Source organism: Nocardia sp. NPDC049737 (genome assembly GCF_040674755.1).
Taxonomy (GTDB): domain Bacteria; phylum Actinomycetota; class Actinomycetes; order Mycobacteriales; family Mycobacteriaceae; genus Nocardia.
In genome coordinates this window covers 84,642-99,941 of the sequence record NZ_JBFANH010000002.1, presented here as the reverse complement: position 1 = coordinate 99,941, position 15,300 = coordinate 84,642, and the positions used below count along the sequence as shown (strand labels likewise).

The 15,300-nt window shown below is 65.5% G+C and carries 12 protein-coding genes and 4 tRNA genes; 3 read left to right on the top strand and 13 right to left on the bottom strand.

Going from position 1 to position 15,300, the window contains the following annotated elements; genetic code table 11:
- Positions 1 to 107 precede the first annotated feature (107 nt).
- From AB0J47_RS03375 to AB0J47_RS03320, 12 genes are all read right to left on the bottom strand, one after another.
- The gene (locus AB0J47_RS03375; RefSeq protein WP_364339999.1) at positions 108 to 281 is read right to left on the bottom strand and encodes a hypothetical protein; all 174 of its coding nucleotides are present in this window, start codon (positions 279 to 281) and stop codon (positions 108 to 110) included.
- A 191-nt stretch (positions 282 to 472) separates the two neighbouring features.
- A complete protein-coding gene (locus AB0J47_RS03370) occupies positions 473 to 1,516 on the bottom strand; it encodes an NUDIX domain-containing protein (protein WP_364340700.1) in 1,044 nt (347 codons plus the stop codon).
- Positions 1,517 to 1,544: 28 nt separating this feature from the next.
- Positions 1,545 to 2,669: a glycosyltransferase family 4 protein gene (locus tag AB0J47_RS03365; RefSeq protein ID WP_364339997.1), complete on the bottom strand. Its 1,125-nt coding sequence runs from the start codon at positions 2,667 to 2,669 to the stop codon at positions 1,545 to 1,547.
- Complete coding sequence (locus AB0J47_RS03360; protein WP_364339995.1) at positions 2,666 to 3,664, bottom strand: phosphatidylinositol mannoside acyltransferase; 999 nt, start codon at positions 3,662 to 3,664, stop codon at positions 2,666 to 2,668. The genes AB0J47_RS03365 and AB0J47_RS03360 overlap by 4 nt, the downstream gene beginning before the upstream one ends.
- Positions 3,665 to 3,740: 76 nt before the next feature.
- Positions 3,741 to 4,424, bottom strand: a complete 684-nt coding sequence (gene pgsA, locus AB0J47_RS03355; RefSeq protein ID WP_364339993.1) for a phosphatidylinositol phosphate synthase — start codon at positions 4,422 to 4,424, stop codon at positions 3,741 to 3,743.
- Between the two features lies 1 nt (position 4,425).
- Positions 4,426 to 5,025 carry an HIT domain-containing protein gene (locus tag AB0J47_RS03350; protein WP_364339991.1) on the bottom strand — a complete coding sequence of 200 codons (600 nt, stop codon included), beginning with the start codon at positions 5,023 to 5,025 and terminating at the stop codon, positions 4,426 to 4,428.
- 71 nt (positions 5,026 to 5,096) lie between these two features.
- A complete protein-coding gene (gene thrS, locus AB0J47_RS03345) occupies positions 5,097 to 7,148 on the bottom strand; it encodes a threonine--tRNA ligase (RefSeq protein ID WP_364339989.1) in 2,052 nt (683 codons plus the stop codon).
- A 296-nt stretch (positions 7,149 to 7,444) separates the two neighbouring features.
- Positions 7,445 to 8,116 (bottom strand): (2Fe-2S)-binding protein, encoded by a 672-nt coding sequence (locus AB0J47_RS03340; RefSeq protein ID WP_364339987.1) that lies wholly within the window; start codon positions 8,114 to 8,116, stop codon positions 7,445 to 7,447.
- Complete coding sequence (locus tag AB0J47_RS03335; protein WP_364339984.1) at positions 8,113 to 8,538, bottom strand: TIGR02611 family protein; 426 nt, start codon at positions 8,536 to 8,538, stop codon at positions 8,113 to 8,115. The genes AB0J47_RS03340 and AB0J47_RS03335 overlap by 4 nt, the downstream gene beginning before the upstream one ends.
- A gap of 70 nt (positions 8,539 to 8,608) precedes the next feature.
- Positions 8,609 to 10,864: a bifunctional SulP family inorganic anion transporter/carbonic anhydrase gene (locus tag AB0J47_RS03330; RefSeq protein WP_364339982.1), complete on the bottom strand. Its 2,256-nt coding sequence runs from the start codon at positions 10,862 to 10,864 to the stop codon at positions 8,609 to 8,611.
- Positions 10,865 to 11,144: 280 nt separating this feature from the next.
- Positions 11,145 to 13,409 carry a bifunctional SulP family inorganic anion transporter/carbonic anhydrase gene (locus AB0J47_RS03325; protein ID WP_364339981.1) on the bottom strand — a complete coding sequence of 755 codons (2,265 nt, stop codon included), beginning with the start codon at positions 13,407 to 13,409 and terminating at the stop codon, positions 11,145 to 11,147.
- 355 nt (positions 13,410 to 13,764) lie between these two features.
- Positions 13,765 to 13,836 (bottom strand) — tRNA-Val (locus AB0J47_RS03320).
- 447 nt (positions 13,837 to 14,283) lie between these two features.
- On the opposite strand from AB0J47_RS03320, the gene AB0J47_RS03315 reads away from it, so the two are divergent.
- From AB0J47_RS03315 to AB0J47_RS03305, 3 genes are all read left to right on the top strand, one after another.
- A tRNA-Gly gene (locus AB0J47_RS03315) sits at positions 14,284 to 14,356 on the top strand.
- A 44-nt stretch (positions 14,357 to 14,400) separates the two neighbouring features.
- Positions 14,401 to 14,471 (top strand) — tRNA-Cys (locus AB0J47_RS03310).
- Position 14,472: 1 nt separating this feature from the next.
- Positions 14,473 to 14,547: transfer RNA gene (locus AB0J47_RS03305), tRNA-Val, on the top strand.
- Positions 14,548 to 14,599: 52 nt separating this feature from the next.
- Here AB0J47_RS03305 and AB0J47_RS03300 read toward each other — a convergent pair.
- On the bottom strand, positions 14,600 to 15,274 hold the full coding sequence (locus tag AB0J47_RS03300; protein ID WP_364339979.1) for a phosphodiesterase: 675 nt from the start codon (positions 15,272 to 15,274) through the stop codon (positions 14,600 to 14,602).
- Between the last annotated feature and the right edge of the window lie 26 nt (positions 15,275 to 15,300).

Genomic DNA, 15,300 nt, shown 5'->3' with positions numbered 1-15,300 from the left:
CCGACCAGCGAGTCTACGTCCGGCCCGCAGCCACTGGACCCGTCACGAGACGGATCCGTCGGGCCGACGCAAGTATTGCGCCGCCCCGGACGAACACCCGACAAGAACTACAGCGGGCCGACTACCAGCAACTGGGCCCAATACCCCGCGGCATCAGAACCCAACAACGGCAATAAGAAATCGAACAACAGGTAGGACATGTACTGCATACCTTCCACACGCCAACGGACCATCTCACTGCAGTGGAAGTACCACCAGAACTTCCGGTAGCGCTCCCCCACCAGCACTACCCATGCGGCAGCAATCCAGTCGCGACGCTATCACGATCGTGAAACACATCACAGCCGAAAGATCCAGGCGCGCACGCTGATCGCGCACCGGCGGCGGTAACCGACCCGAGCCCGGTGCTCGCGCCGATGCGGCGGGAAGCCGCGCAGTCGAGGCAGGAATGGGCGCTCGGGGCAATCCCCGATCACCGGATAGACCGCACCTGAGGATCGGAATCGGCCAGCGCAGCTGCGGCAGCTTCGGGAAGCAGCTGGTCCAAGTGGTACGGATAGACGGTCTCGCCGGTGTGATCCAAGGCGACGATATCCGCCCCGGTGCACCACTTGTTGTCGGTAATGCTGCGCCGCTCGACCGCGGTCAGATTGCCCGGTTCGGGGTCGAAGGCGGGGACGCGCAGGGCGAAGAACAGCTCCTCGGCGCGGATAAGTTCACCGTCGAACGGAAATACCGCGACCCGCCGCCAGATGGGACCGCGCAGACTGGTCGGATCCGCGGTATATCCAGTCTCCTCCCAGAGCTCGCGCACCGCGGCACTGCGCAGGGTTTCCCCCGGTTCCACACCGCCGCCGATCGTGAACCAGAAGAAGACGTCGGGGGTTTTCGGGTCGTTGCCGCGCATGAGCAGCACGCGGTCCTGTTCGTCGAGCAGCACTACACGCGCCGAGGTGCGCACCGTATCGACAGCCAAGCCGGTCGAGGCCGCCGGGGTGGCGCGTTCGCTGATCTCGAAGTACGTCGGGAGCGGCGCGGTGCCGCCCAGGTGCAAGATGCGTACCGGGCGGCGGGTGCGCAGGGCGAGGGTGTCGCGGACCGCGTCGTTGTGGAAGCGGCGCGCGATGAGCACCCGGGCCTCGGCATCGGCGAGTTCGGCGACCTGCTGTGGGCGCAACTGGGCGATATCGACCGTGGAAAGTGCTGCGGAAAGCTGATTTTCGATGGTTTCGCGGTCGGCGCGGCCCGCACGCTCGGCCCGATCGGCAAGTGCGGTCAGCCGTTTGGCCTGCTCGACCAGCGCGGAATCGGCGCTCGGGCCCGCTATGGCCACGGCGACCGACCTGGCCACCACCGCCCGCCGCGCCAGTGCACCGTCGAGGGCCTGCCAGGACTGATCCGACCGCACGTGCAGCCGGTCGAGCCGGTTCGCCGTCGAGGCAGCCCACAGACCGATCGCCACGACCACCGCCGCGATGAGCGCGAGTACGAGAACCGTTGTGGCGGAGAACGTAATCATGGAGCGGCCCTCACCGTGCAATCGATCATCCGGCGGCCCGCACGCGCGTATCCCCCACCGTGACGGTTTCGTAGACCCGCAGGATCTGTTCGGCGACCACGGGCCAGTCGTATTCGCTGACCACTTGGTTGGCGGTATGGATCAGGGCTTCGCGGCGCACATCATCGGTGAGCAGGGTATCCAGCGCCGCGGCGAGCAGAGTCGAATCCCCCACCGGGACAAGCATTCCCGCGGTGCCATCGCGCAATACTCGACGGAAGGCATCCAATTCGCTTGCCACCACGGCAGTTCCGGCCGCCATCGCCTCGATCAGAATGATGCCGAAGCTCTCCCCACCGAGATTCGGCGCGACGTACACATCCGCGCTGCGCATTGCCGAGGCCTTGTCCTCGTCCGATACCTGGCCGAGGAAGCGCAGGTGGCGGGCGAGCGGCCCGGCCTCGCGGCGCAGTCGGTCCTCGTCACCGCGCCCGACGATGAGGATCTCGACATCCGAGTGTCTGCGCACCAATTCGGGCAGCGCGCCGAGCAGGACTTCCATCCCCTTGCGTGGTTCGTCATAGCGACCGAGGAACAGCACCGTCCCGCCCGCGCGCGGATATCCGGGCAGCATCGGGGCCCGCGCGAACGCGGGCACATCGACACCGTTGGGGATCTCCACCGCATCCGAACCGAGCGCCTCCACCTGCCAGCGCCGCGCCAACTCGGAGACCGCGATCCGGCCGCTGATCTTCTCGTGATAGGGACGCAGCACACCCTGAAAAGTGCTCAGCACCAACGATTTCGTGGTCGAGGTGTGGAAGGTCGCGACGATCGGCCCCTCGGCGATCTTCAGCGCGAGCATGGACAGGCTCGGCGCATTCGGTTCGTGGATGTGCAGTACATCGAAGTCGTTGCCGTCGATCCAACGCCGAATCCTAGTGTAGGCCATGGGGCCGAAGGACAACCGGGCCACCGAACCGTTGTACGGAATCGCCACCGCACGACCGGCTGACACCACGAAATCCGGCAGCGGCGTGTCCTCCGATGCGGGCGCGAGCACGCTCACCTTGTGGCCGCGTTCGATGAATACCCGCGCCAATTCCACGACATGGGCCTGCACACCACCGGGGACATCGAACGAATAGGGGCAGACCATGCCGATTTTCATGGTGTCTTCTCCCCTTTGGCGCTTTCCATCCCGGCTTGTGCCGCGGCGATCCTGGCCCGCCGCTGCGCCGAAAGGTCCTGCTCCCATTGTGGCTGCAACATATGCCAATCGGCCGGGTGCTCGGCGATATTGGCCGCGAACCGGTCGGCCAGCGCCTGGGTGGCCGCCGCAACGCCGCCCGAAACATCCAGCGGCGTTTCGGTCTTCATTCCCCATCCTTCGCGACCATCGGCATCGACGGTGAACCAGAGGTGCACCGGAATCAGCGCCGCGCCGGTCTCGATGGCCAGCTTCGCCGCGCCCGCGGGCAGCCAAGTGCGCTCGCCGTACATGGTCACCGGGACGCCCTTATCGGTCAGGTCCCGCTCACCCATCAGGCATACGACATTGTTCGCGCGCAGGCGGGCGGCCAGCGCGGTGAACGGCGGCTGCTCACCACCGGTCAGCGGGAATACCTCGAACCCGAGGCTCTCCCGGTAGGCAACAAACCGCTCGAACAGCGATTCCGGCTTCAGCCGTTCAGCGACGGTCGCGAGGGTACCGCTGTGGTTGACCAACCAGACCCCGGCCGCATCCCAGTTCCCGGAGTGCGGCAGCGCCAGCACTACACCACGTCCCCGCGCCAGTGCGGCATCCAGATTCTCCACGCCCGCCACCGGCGAACCGGTCAATGAGGAGTGGTCCATCGTCGGCAGTCGGAAGGCTTCGCGCCAGTAGCGGGCGTAGGACCGCATGCTCGCGCGGATGAGTTCGTCGGGCACCTCGGCCGGGCTCACACTGAGCACGCGAGCGAGATTGCGCCGCAACTGATTGGGCCCGCCACCGGCACGGAATGCGCGATTCGCCTTGTCCGCGACCCGATTACCGCCCCAATCGAAGGCCCGCCGCGCCGTCGACTCGGGCAGCGCGCGCACCACCCGCCAACCCGCCGCATACGCCCAATCCGTCAGTCCGGACTTGATCCGTGAGCCGACGCCTTCGGACTCGGAACTCACGACCGCGCCTCGCTGGCTTTCGGCTCCGTCGTGCGCGAGAGCGCACTGTGTTGATGGTGCATTCGCTGGCGCTCGCTCACGAGGGCAACTCCGTCGCGTCCGCCGGATTCTGTGGCGGCGCGGGCGGAATCACGTCCCGCGCGCCCGGCGAATTCCGGACCGCCAGCACCCGCTGGAATACCGTGATAATGCTCAACACCGCCAGAATCCACATCGCCACGTGTACGGCCCAGGTCAGCCATTCGATCCCCCAATACCCACCGATACCGGTGAGCCCGGCGCCGACCAAAACGATGATCAGCCGATCCGGCCGCTCGATGAGTCCACCGTCCGCGGATAGGCCACTCGCCTCGGCGCGCGCCTTCGCGTACGAAATCACCTGGGAGGTAACCAGAACCACCAGGGTCGCCAGGAACAGCGGCTTACTGTTCTCGTGATACACCGCCCACCAGGCCAACCCGGCGAAAATAGCGCCGTCGGCGACCCGGTCGCAGGTGGCATCCAGTACCGCACCGTATTTCGTGCCGCCGCCACGGGCTCTGGCCATGGCGCCGTCGAGCATGTCGAACATGACGAACAGCCAGATCACCATGGTTCCCCAGAACAGATGTCCGGTCGGGAACAAGGTGACCGCGGCCGTGATCGAGGCGACGGTGCCGATCACCGTGATCGCGTCGGGAGTGAGTCCGGTACTGACAAGCGCTCTGCCCAGCGGCGCAGTCGCTTTGGAGAACGTCTCGCGGCCGAAGAAGCTGAGCACCCTACTCGACTTCCTTCCACGCCGCCGAAAGCAGCGCCCGAGTTTCCCGCAACAACTGCGGCATGACCTTCACACCGCCGACGATGGTGATGAAGTTGGCGTCCCCGCCCCAGCGCGGCACGATGTGCTGATGCAGGTGATCGGCGAGTGAGCCACCGGCCACCCCACCGAGATTCAGACCGACATTGAAACCGTGCGGCCGCGAGACCCGCTTCATCACCCGAATCGCTTGCTGGGTGAAAGACATCAGTTCGGCGCTCTCCTCGAGCGTCAGATCCTCGAGGTTGGCCACCTTACGGTAGGGCACGACCATCATGTGCCCCGGGTTGTACGGATAGAGATTCAGTACCGCGTAGACGTGTTCGCCACGAGCGATGACCAATCCGTCCTCATCCGTCATCTTCGGAATATCCGTGAACGGATGGCCCGTGGTGTCTTTCGGATTGGACGTGGCCGCCTCTGCGATATAGGACATCCGGTACGGAGTCCACAACCGCTGCAACCGATCCGGCTCCCCTGCCCCGCTATCCACGATGCTCCCGTGCTCGTCCGAGTCCGCGTTCAAATCCGCGAGCCCGTCCGGCGCCGTGCGCTCAGTCATGCTCTGTCCGTTCTGGTTTGAGCGGGGCCCCTCCGTGGTTACGCAAGCTTCTTCCTCCGGGCCCTGACCACTCATACCGTGCCCTTCACCACAAAACCCTCGGCGGTCGGCGAGGCGTTCTCCCGGTTCGCGATCCATTCCACGATCGTGGCCACCGCGGCGGCGACCGGCACGCCGTTGACCTGGGTGCCGTCGCGGAAGCGGAAGCTGACCGCACCCGCGTTCACATCGCGCTCACCGGCGAGCAACATGAAGGGGATCTTCTGCGCGGTGTTGTTGAAGATCTTCTTCTGCATCCGGTCGTCGCTGCGATCGACCTGCGCGCGAATGCCCGCGTCCCGCAGCTGTTCGATCACCGAATCCAGATGCGGCGCAAAGGTTTCCGCAACCGGGATGCCCACCACCTGGACCGGCGAGAGCCAGGCCGGGAAGGCGCCCGCGTAATGCTCGGTGAGCACGCCGAAGAAGCGCTCGATGGAACCGAACAGGGCGCGGTGGATCATTACCGGCCGCTGCTTGGTGCCGTCGGAGGCGGTGTATTCCAGGTTGAAGCGCTCGGGCAGGTTGAAGTCGAGCTGGATGGTCGACATCTGCCAGGTGCGACCGAGCGCATCCTTGGCCTGCACGGAGATCTTCGGACCGTAGAAGGCGGCGCCACCCGGATCCGGGACCAGCTCGAGTCCGGAAGCCTCGGCCACCTCGGCGAGGGTTTCGGTGGCCTCGTCCCAGATCTCGTCGGAGCCGACGAACTTCTTCGGATCCTTGGTGGACAGCTCGAGGTAGAAGTCGTCGAGGCCGTAGTCAGCGAGCAGGCCGAGCACGAATTGCAGCGTGCTGGTCAGCTCGGCGTGCATCTGCTCCTTGGTGCAGTAGATGTGCGCGTCGTCCTGGGTCATACCGCGCACCCGGGTCAGGCCGTGCACGACACCGGACTTCTCATAGCGGTAGACCGAGCCGAATTCGAACATCCGCAGCGGCAGTTCCCGATAAGACCGGCCGCGCGAGCGGAAGATCAGGTTGTGCATCGGGCAGTTCATCGGCTTGACGTAGTAGTCCTGGCCGGGCTTGCGGACGGTGCCATCCTCGTTGAGTTCGGCGTCCAGGTGCATGGCCGGGAACATGCCGTCCTTGTACCAGTCCAGGTGACCGGAGACCTCGAACAGATGTCCCTTGGTGATGTGCGGCGTATTGACGAATTCATAGCCCGCGGCGACGTGGCGACGGCGCGAGTACTCCTCGAGCTCCTTGCGGATGATGCCGCCCTTGGGATGGAAGACCGGCAGGCCGGAGCCGAGTTCGTCCGGGAAGCTGAACAGGTCCAGCTCCAGACCGAGTTTGCGGTGGTCGCGGCGCTCTGCCTCCTCGAGCAGGTGCAGATGCTCGTCGAGAGCCTCCTGCGATTCCCACGCGGTGCCGTAGATGCGCTGCAGATCCTCGCGGTTCTGGTCACCGCGCCAGTAGGCGGCGGAGCTGCGGGTCAGCTTGAAGGCGGGAATGAATTTGGTGGTCGGTATGTGCGGGCCGCGACACAGATCGCCCCAGACCTTTTCGCCGGTGCGGGGGTCCAGGTTGTCGTAGATGGTCAGCTCTTTACCGCCGACCTCCATGACCTCCGGATCGTCGATACCGGACTTATCACCGATCAGCTCGAGTTTGAACGGCTCCTTGGCCAGTTCGACGCGCGCGTCGTCGACCTCCACCACCCGGCGCGAAAACCGCTGCGCGCCTTTGACTATCTTCTTCATCCGGGATTCCAGCTTGGCCAGATCCTCGGGGGTGAACGGCCGGTCGACCTGGAAGTCGTAGTAGAAGCCGTCCTTGATGGGCGGACCGATGCCGAGCTTGGCCTCCGGGAACTCCTGCTGTACGGCCTGGGCCAGCACATGCGCGGCCGAATGCCGGATCACGCTGCGCCCGTCCTCGGTATTGGCGGCGACCGGCTCGACCTCGACATCGGTGTCCGGGGACCAGGACAGATCCTTGAGCCCCTCCGCATCGCGCACCACGACGATGGTGTCCGGCCCCTTCGTCGGCAGCCCCGCCTCGCGCACCGCGGCACCCGCCGTCGTCCCGGCCGGCACCCGAACGAGGGCGACAGGGCTGATAGGTGCTGAGGTGGTCACGGCGAGAGACTCCTTGGCGTTCGCTGGCGGGCGTGTTCCCGCGCTGGTGCGGGCGGTCGCCCACAGGTCATCGTCGGAGGCGAAATTGCTCCGGCGCGACCATGCTATCGGCACCATGGCGGCCCCGCGTCGATGGACTCGGATCGCCGCGTCGTGGGCCGGCCGGCGCCGTTGCGCGAGACCCGAACGTGACATCGAGCATTCGGTTCCGTCACATGACCGCCGCCGGTTCGATGCGGTAAGCCCGGCGGCTCGACGCGCCCGAACGTGTTCGGATCCGACGCCTGGGCGAGCGATCAGCTTTCAGCGGCGAGCCGAGCCAGGAGCAGCTTGCGTTCGGCGGCGGGCCGCTTCGGGCAACTGGTGCACATTTCGCAGCTCGGCACCTCGAAGACCAGGCAGCACGAGATCCGGCGGACAAAGGCCCGCCCGTCGACATCCACGAACCGCGGTACCGGCAGTTTCCCTCCGACTTCGCTCGCAAGCCGCACCCCAGCTTCGGGCTGCCCCGCATCCAGGGCCCGATTCCCGATGGCATCGGCGGCAATCGCCCAGAGTGACGGCACTCCCGCACCAGAGACCGCCGCTACGGGGCCGATCACGGCCGCCAAGGTCTCCTGCAACGCCTTCGCGCAGGCATGGCCCAGGGCGGCGTCGGTCTCTTGCGGTGTGCCGCTCTCATCCGGCGCGGCTACGAGACCTTGACCTGCGACGGAGTGAATGCGGATGCGTTCTATGCCGCCGTCCGGGCGGACCTCGCAGTCGAGGCGGTCCAAGAACGGCTCCGGCGCGGGTCTGTCGTTCGCGTAGGCGCAGGCGAGCTGTTCGACCAGTGCCGATGCGACCATGCACCACCAGAGCGTGCCGGAGACGCGGGGTTCGGTGGTGCCCCAGGAGCGGCCCATTTCCGCGATGCGCGCCGACAGCCAGTCCGGTTCGGTCAGGGTTCGGCCGGGGACCGTGTTCACCACTGCAGGGGACCGCGCAACCACTGCCATTCGACTCCGATCCAGCCGCCGACCAACCCGAATGTTCCCAATACCCATAGTGTCGCGAGGACCAACGCGAAGGCCGCCACCGCCGCGAACACGCGCATGGCCGGCCCTCGTGCGGAGTACCACGCCATACCCTGCCGATACTTGTCACGCAGCCAGCCGAGCACCCGGCGCGCCCAGGCGAATTCGGTGGCGAGAATGCCAAGTCCGGCGAATACGATCGCCCAGCCGGGCCCGGGATAGGGAATCGCCAGGATTCCGATTGCGAGCACCGCGATACCGACCATCGCGACCCCGATCCGGTAGGCGAGGTTCAGCGTAGGTCGCGCGGCCAGCCGGGTACGGAAGGCGCGCCATCCGGTGCGCGCGGGTTCTGATTCCAACTCGACACTCATCTCCACCAGCCTACGAGCGACATGCGTGGATCCGCCCGAGCGAGGTCGGGCGGATCCAGCTGTCATCGACTCAGACGAGTTCCGGCGTGACCCGCGCGCCGTTGTCGTCGATATGGGCGACGCCGTTCACGGTCACCTCGATAACACGCGCGCTGGCGATATCGAAGAACAGGCCCGATACCGTCACATCACGCTCGCCCATCGCCGCGCGCACCGCGGGATGCCGGTGCAGCGTCTCCAACTGCACGGCCACATTCACCATGCTCAGCTGGTCGACCTCGCCGAATCCAGCGGCCGCGGCCGCCTGTGCCACCGGGTGCCCGAACTGGAACTGCTCCAGGCTCGGATGGGCATGGGCGAGCCAGGGTTCGATACCCGGTCCAGTGTCGGCGCCGGAATGCAGCGCCTTCATCGCTCCGCACGACGAATGCCCGCACACGACGATGGACCGCACATTCAATTCGTTCAGCGCGAAGACCAGTGCGGCCTCCACCGACGCGTCTCCGCTGTCCGGCACCAGATTGCCCACATTGCGCACCGTGAACATGTCACCGGGTCCGCTGTTGGTGATGACGTTCGGAACCACTCGGGAGTCCGCGCAGGTCAGGAAGAAGGTATCGGGATCCTGACGGTCACGCAGTTCGTCCAGATGCGGCCGCACCACATGGGCGTGGCTGCGATGGTAGGCGGCGACACCCGAGGTCACCCGGTCGGCATTCGCGTCGTCACCGCGCCACGGGCCGAGGATCTCGTCGAGCACCGCACGCCCGAATCCGCGGGCGGGCGGACCCGCGGTCGCGTGCGCCATCCGCGCACTGCCGATTTCCACGAAATCGACTGCGCCGCCGGTGCTTTCCTGCTGCCGCACCCAGTCTTCGATGGCTTCGAAGGCGGCATGGTCGAGGAAGTCGACCGTCATCTCGACGGTGACGTCCACGCCTGCGGGCACTTTCGCGAATTCCGCGGACAGCTTCGGCAGCGCGAGGAAGGTGCAGGAGCCGTCGATGGTCAGCAGCCAGCGCTGCGAACCGGGAATCTGCGTGGCCGCCACGGCAACTCGCACGACGCGCCACAGCAGCAGACCGAAAGCCAGTGCCAGACCGATGATTACGCCTTCCAGCAGATTAAGGAAGACCACGCTGACGATGGTGACGGCATAGATGAGCAGATCGCCGGTGCGCCTGGCCATCTTGATGTGGGCCAGCTTCACCAGCTGAATACCGATGACGATCAGCAGACCAGCGAGCGCGGACTTCGGAATCTGCTGCACCACCCCGGCCAGGACGACCGAGAACAGCAGAATCCAGCAGCCGTGCAGTATCGCCGAAGCGCGGCTGCGGGCACCCGCCTGCACATTGGTGGCACTGCGCACGATCACGCCGGTAACCGGCAGACCGCCTAGTAGACCCGAGAGCACATTGGCCGAGCCCTGACCGATCAGCTCACGGTCGAAATTGGTGCGCTTACCGGTATGCATCTTGTCCACGGCCACCGCCGATAGCAGACTCTCGACGCTGGCGATGAGCGCGACGGTCAGAATCATCAGCGCCACCGCGGACCAGTTGCCGCTGGGGAGCTGCGGCAGTCCGATGGCGTCGGACAGCGAGCCGTTCAACACGATTCGCTCGGCCTCGAAGGGCAGCACCAGCGACAACACCGTGCCGACCAAGACCGCCACCAGCGGTCCCGGCACCACCCGCACCTTGGCGGGCACCCGGCGCCAGCCGAGCATGATCGCGATGACCACCGCGCCGATGATTGCGTCATCGCCGTGCAGCGACAACAGTTGCGACGGCAACTGGGTGATGTTGTTCCAGGCGGAACTATGCGAGGACCCACCGAGCAGCACGTGAACCTGTTGCAGCGCAATGGTTATGCCGATGCCCGCGAGCATCGCGTGCACCACCACCGGCGCGACGGCCAACGCGGCCCGCGCAATCCGGCTGAGCCCGAATAGGATTTGCAGCACACCGGCCGCGACGACAATGAACGTGGTTGTCCGCCAGCCGAATTGGTTGATGGATTCGGCGACGACCACGGTCAGACCCGCGGCGGGTCCGCTGACCTGCAGCATCGAACCGCCGAGCGTGCCCGCGACGATGCCGCCGATGACGGCGGCGATGAGCCCGGCGGCGACGGGCGCGCCGGAGGCGACGGCGATGCCGAGGGACAGCGGCAACGCGACCAGGAAGACCACGATAGAGGACGGCAGATCGTGGCGCAGGATCGACGTCAGACGATCCGACAGAGGTTCGGAACTGCGATGGCCCTTGCCCTGTTCAGTGGGCGGTAACGGTGGTGCGGCTACAGCGCTATCAATAGCCATTGACTTCTCCTTCGCCGACTCGGCGCGAACGCCGAGGTCGGTTGACGATCAAAATGTCCAGCAGGGCACAGACCGCGAACCGGCATATCGCGGTGAAGCAGTTCCCGACACGGCGATGGGTCGAGAGGTAAATCGCATCAAGGCTATTGGTAAAGACTTAGCAAAGCCTGAGAACTTGGCGAAAAATGCTCGAATCCATACCTCCGAATCGGTGTGAAACGCGACACATCCGTGCCGAGTTGTCCTGTCGGGCCGCATCATTCGGCCCGACAGCACGCGACTAGACGGGCTCGGCAGCCACGCCCCGCACATCGACCAACCCATCGAACGCCTCGACCGTCAGCTCGTCGTCGAACTCGGCGATGCCGTCCATGGTCACCTCGATGACCCGGGCGGTCGCGAGATCGAAGAACAGTCCGGAGACCGCCACGCCCCGCTCCTCCATCGCCCGCCGGACCACGGGATGGGCATGCAGCCGTTCCAGTTGCACCGCCACATTCACCATGCCGAGCTGGTCGACCGGGCCGAATCCGGCGAATGCCGCGGCATCGGCGACCGGATGTCCGAGCCGGAACCGGTCCAGGCTCGGCCGCGCGTAGGCGAGCCAGTCGCCGAGCCCCGGTCCCGTGTGCACCGCTTGATGCAGTGCGTCCATCGCGCCGCAACCGGAGTGCCCGCAGACCACCACCGCCCGCACATCCAGCTTCTCCAGCGCATAGACCAGCGCGGCCTCCACCGAGACATCACTGCCGCCGGCCGGGACCAGATTGCCCACATTGCGAACGGTGAACAGATCCCCCGGCCCGCTATTGGTGATGACATTCGGCACGATGCGGGCATCAGCACAGGTCAGGAAGAAGGTGTCAGCGTCGGGCCGGTTGCGCAATCCATGCAAATGGGGACGCATCAGATGGGCGTGGCCGCGGTGATAGGCGGCGATACCGGCCGCGATCGGATCGGCCCGATTACCCGTCCGCCGCCACGGTCCGATGACCTCATCGATAACCTGACGCGAGCGCCCACGCTCGGGCGGACCCGCAACCGCGGTCGCCATACGCGCGCTACCGATTTCGACGAAATCGACTGCGCCACCCGCGACTGCACGCAGACCGGCCCAGTCGGTGATCAGCTCATAGGAGGCGTGGTCGAGGAAGTCGACCGTCATCTCGATGGTCACGTCGACGTCCGCGGGGACCTTCGCCAGTTCCGCGGTCAGCTTGGGCAGCGCGAGGAAGGTGCAGGTGCCATCGATGGTGACCAGCCAGCGGTGGGCGTCGACCACCGGTTCGGCGTGGATGGTCACCCGCACCACGCGCCACAGCAGCAGGCCGAAGGCAAGTACGAGACCGATCACCATGCCCTGCAACAGATTCAGGAACACCACACCCAGCACCGTGACCACGTAGACGAACAGGTCGCCGTTGCGCCGGGCCAACCGGATATGGGCCAGCTTGACCAGTTGCACGCCGATGAGGATGAGCAGCCCCGCGAGCGCCGCCTTGGGAATCTGCTGCACCAGCCCGGCCAGCGCGACCGCGAACAGCAGGATCCACACGCCGTGCAGTACCGTCGCGGCCCTGGTACGCGCGCCGGCATGGGCATTGGTAATGCTGCGAACGATCACTGCCGCAATCGGCAGACCACCGAGCAGACCCGACACCACATTGGCCGAGCCCTGCCCGATCAGTTCGCGATCGAAATTGGTTCGATGGTCGGGCCGCGTCTTGTCCACCGCGACCGCCGAGAGCAGGCTCTCAACGCTGGCGATCAGCGCGATCGTCACCATCGCCATCGCGACGGCGAACCAACTGCCGGACGGGATCGCGGGCAAACCGATGGAATCGAGCAGCGACCCGTTCAGCACGACGCGCTCGACATGAGTCGGCCCCACCAGCGACAGGAGCGTGGCGACCAGCACGGCGACGAGCGGCCCCGGTACGACCCGGATGGAGCGCGGGAGGAACTTCCAGCCGGTCAGGATGACGATAACCACCAGGCCGACGAACAGATCGCCGCGATGGACCGACATCAACTGATGCGGTAGCTGAGTGAGGCTGGCGAACGAGGAACTCAGCGAATTGCCGCCGAGCAGAATATGGACCTGTTGCAGCGCGATGATGACGCCGATACCGGCCAGCATCGCATGGACCACCACTGGTGCGATGGCGAGTGCGCCGCGCGCAACGCGACTGAGTCCGAACAGGATCTGCAATAGGCCCGCACCAATGGTGATGAAACAGGTAGCGGCCCAGCCGAATTGGTGCACGCTCTCGGCGACGACGACGGCAAGACTCGCCGTCGGCCCGCTGACCTGCACAGCCGAGCCGCCAAGTAGCCCGGCGACGACACCGCCGACTACGGCGGCAATGAGGCCCGCGGCGACCGGCGCGCCGGAGGCGACCGCGATACCGAGCGAAAGTGGTAGTGCGACAAGGAAAACCACGACTGAAGCGGGTAGGTCATGGCGGCCGACGGCGGCAAGACTTGCTGGAAGACTTGCGCGAAGCGGCGACGTCCGTGGTGCGGGATCGGTGTCGGTGGACATTATTCTCCTTCGCCGAAACGGCGTGAAGCCGATCGGTTCATCGGTCGAACATGTACTGGCATCGAAAGCGAGCGGCGGGCGAAGCTTTCTGGAGAACGCTGGGTGCTACGTGTGCTCCGCATGGAGCAACTTCGTGGAGCAGTGACCCCATGGCACGAAGGTCAGGCGCAATAGTAAAGACTTCGCAAAGCACATGGAAAGGTTTATGGTGCGGATGTGGTCTACTGCTATCAAAATGTGACCCAAGTCACAGCAGGCAAGAGGATTCCGATTCACGGAGCGGAGACGTGGCGGGCACTGCGCCGATAAGAAATAAGGCCGGGCACCCTTGGCGCACCGACCCTGATCGAATGGGTGGTCCCAGCTGGTTTCGAACCAGCGACCTTCCGCGTGTGAGGCGGACGCTCTCCCGCTGAGCTATGGGACCGAACTCGGCGCTCGAGCGGCGGCAGAGCAGCCGTTCGAACGAGATGGAACCTTAGCACGCACTACCGGCGTCCCACCAAATCGCCACCCCGACAGCGATGATCGGCCGTCGAGCTTTGCGACTGGCATTGGTGCGGACTCGTGAATTGCGAAGTAGTGCAGCAGCTCCCGGAGGGGTCACATCGGGTGGGTAGCCATGGATCACCCCATCGACCGCGATGCCGCTTGCCTACGTTCCCGCCCCATGGCGGTCCGGATGTGGCGCAAACGAAGGTGCGCCCCCCTATCCGACACCTTCGCCCCGCGATGCGCCTTATCGCACCTCGCGAACAACACCGATGTAATTCAACTTCAGGCCTCTCTACCAGCGGATTTGTAGGTTGCGCCGAACGTCGGCTAATGTTCTGTCTCGCACCACGGCGGGCCGCAAGCCCCCGGAGATGCAAATGCGGATGTAGCGCAGCTGGTAGCGCATCACCTTGCCAAGGTGAGGGTCGCGGGTTCGAATCCCGTCATCCGCTCGAGGAGTAGGGCCAGGCAATAGTAAAGCCTTCCCCCTTCGCACGGTGGAGTGGCCGAGTGGTGAGGCAACGGCCTGCAAAGCCGTGCACACGGGTTCGATTCCCGTCTCCACCTCGCGCGATTAGCTCAGCGGGAGAGCGCTTCCCTGACACGGAAGAGGTCACTGGTTCAATCCCAGTATCGCGCACCACCGTTTTACCAGGTCAGCCCCGGTTCTTACCGGGGCTGACTTTGTTTGTGCCTCACGGCGCCTCACCACGCCCCTGGCGGCTACCCGAGTACGCGAACTCGCGAAGTTGCCGGATTACCTTCGGGACCATCTCGACCTCGGCGGGATGATTGATCATCGGGTCGAAGTAGTCGGTCCGCTGCTCGCCCTCGGCCAGGCGCAGGTTGATCTCGGCGAGTTTGCGGGTCCGGCCGCCGATGGCGCTGCCGATCAGATCGAAATGCACCTCGTGCTCGCGCAGATATTCTTCGAGTGCTTCGATGGAGGCGGATTTCGGTTGTGCCGCATCAGGTTCGGCGAATACCCAGGTAGGCATCGAATTGCCGAAACGGTACGGCATCAGGCCGCCGTACCTGGCGCGGGCCCAGCCGGTAGCGACGGTGATCACGAACCGACCGATTATGCCGCGGCCCGTGGTCGCAAGGGCGAAGTCCCATGGCTTGTCGTCGCGATCCAGCACGCGAAAGGCGAACCCGAGCACATCCGGTACAGCCCCCGGCAGCCCGGTGCCCTTCGACAGGCGGGCAATGACGGCCCGTTCACCGCTACCGAACAGGTTCTCGAACTCGTATTCGGCGTGCAGCCGACCCGACAGGTGCAGTCCGTCAGGATGGAAGACCCGCGCATGCCGGAGTCTGGCGCCGGCTGCGAACGCGCTTCGCACGACTGTGGCAGATAGATCGACCATGGCGAGTCCTCCGAGGTAGACGACGT

What these genes read in the sequence shown, in the direction of transcription:
- AB0J47_RS03330 (WP_364339982.1), bottom strand. Translation starts at nt 10,864, where the DNA reads ATGGCTATTGATAGCGCTGTAGCCGCACCACCGTTACCGCCCACTGAA.
- AB0J47_RS03300 (WP_364339979.1), bottom strand. Translation starts at nt 15,274, where the DNA reads ATGGTCGATCTATCTGCCACAGTCGTGCGAAGCGCGTTCGCAGCCGGC.
- AB0J47_RS03350 (WP_364339991.1), bottom strand. Translation starts at nt 5,025, where the DNA reads ATGACTGAGCGCACGGCGCCGGACGGGCTCGCGGATTTGAACGCGGAC.
- AB0J47_RS03365 (WP_364339997.1), bottom strand. Translation starts at nt 2,669, where the DNA reads ATGAAAATCGGCATGGTCTGCCCCTATTCGTTCGATGTCCCCGGTGGT.
- AB0J47_RS03335 (WP_364339984.1), bottom strand. Translation starts at nt 8,538, where the DNA reads ATGAGTGTCGAGTTGGAATCAGAACCCGCGCGCACCGGATGGCGCGCC.
- AB0J47_RS03325 (WP_364339981.1), bottom strand. Translation starts at nt 13,409, where the DNA reads ATGTCCACCGACACCGATCCCGCACCACGGACGTCGCCGCTTCGCGCA.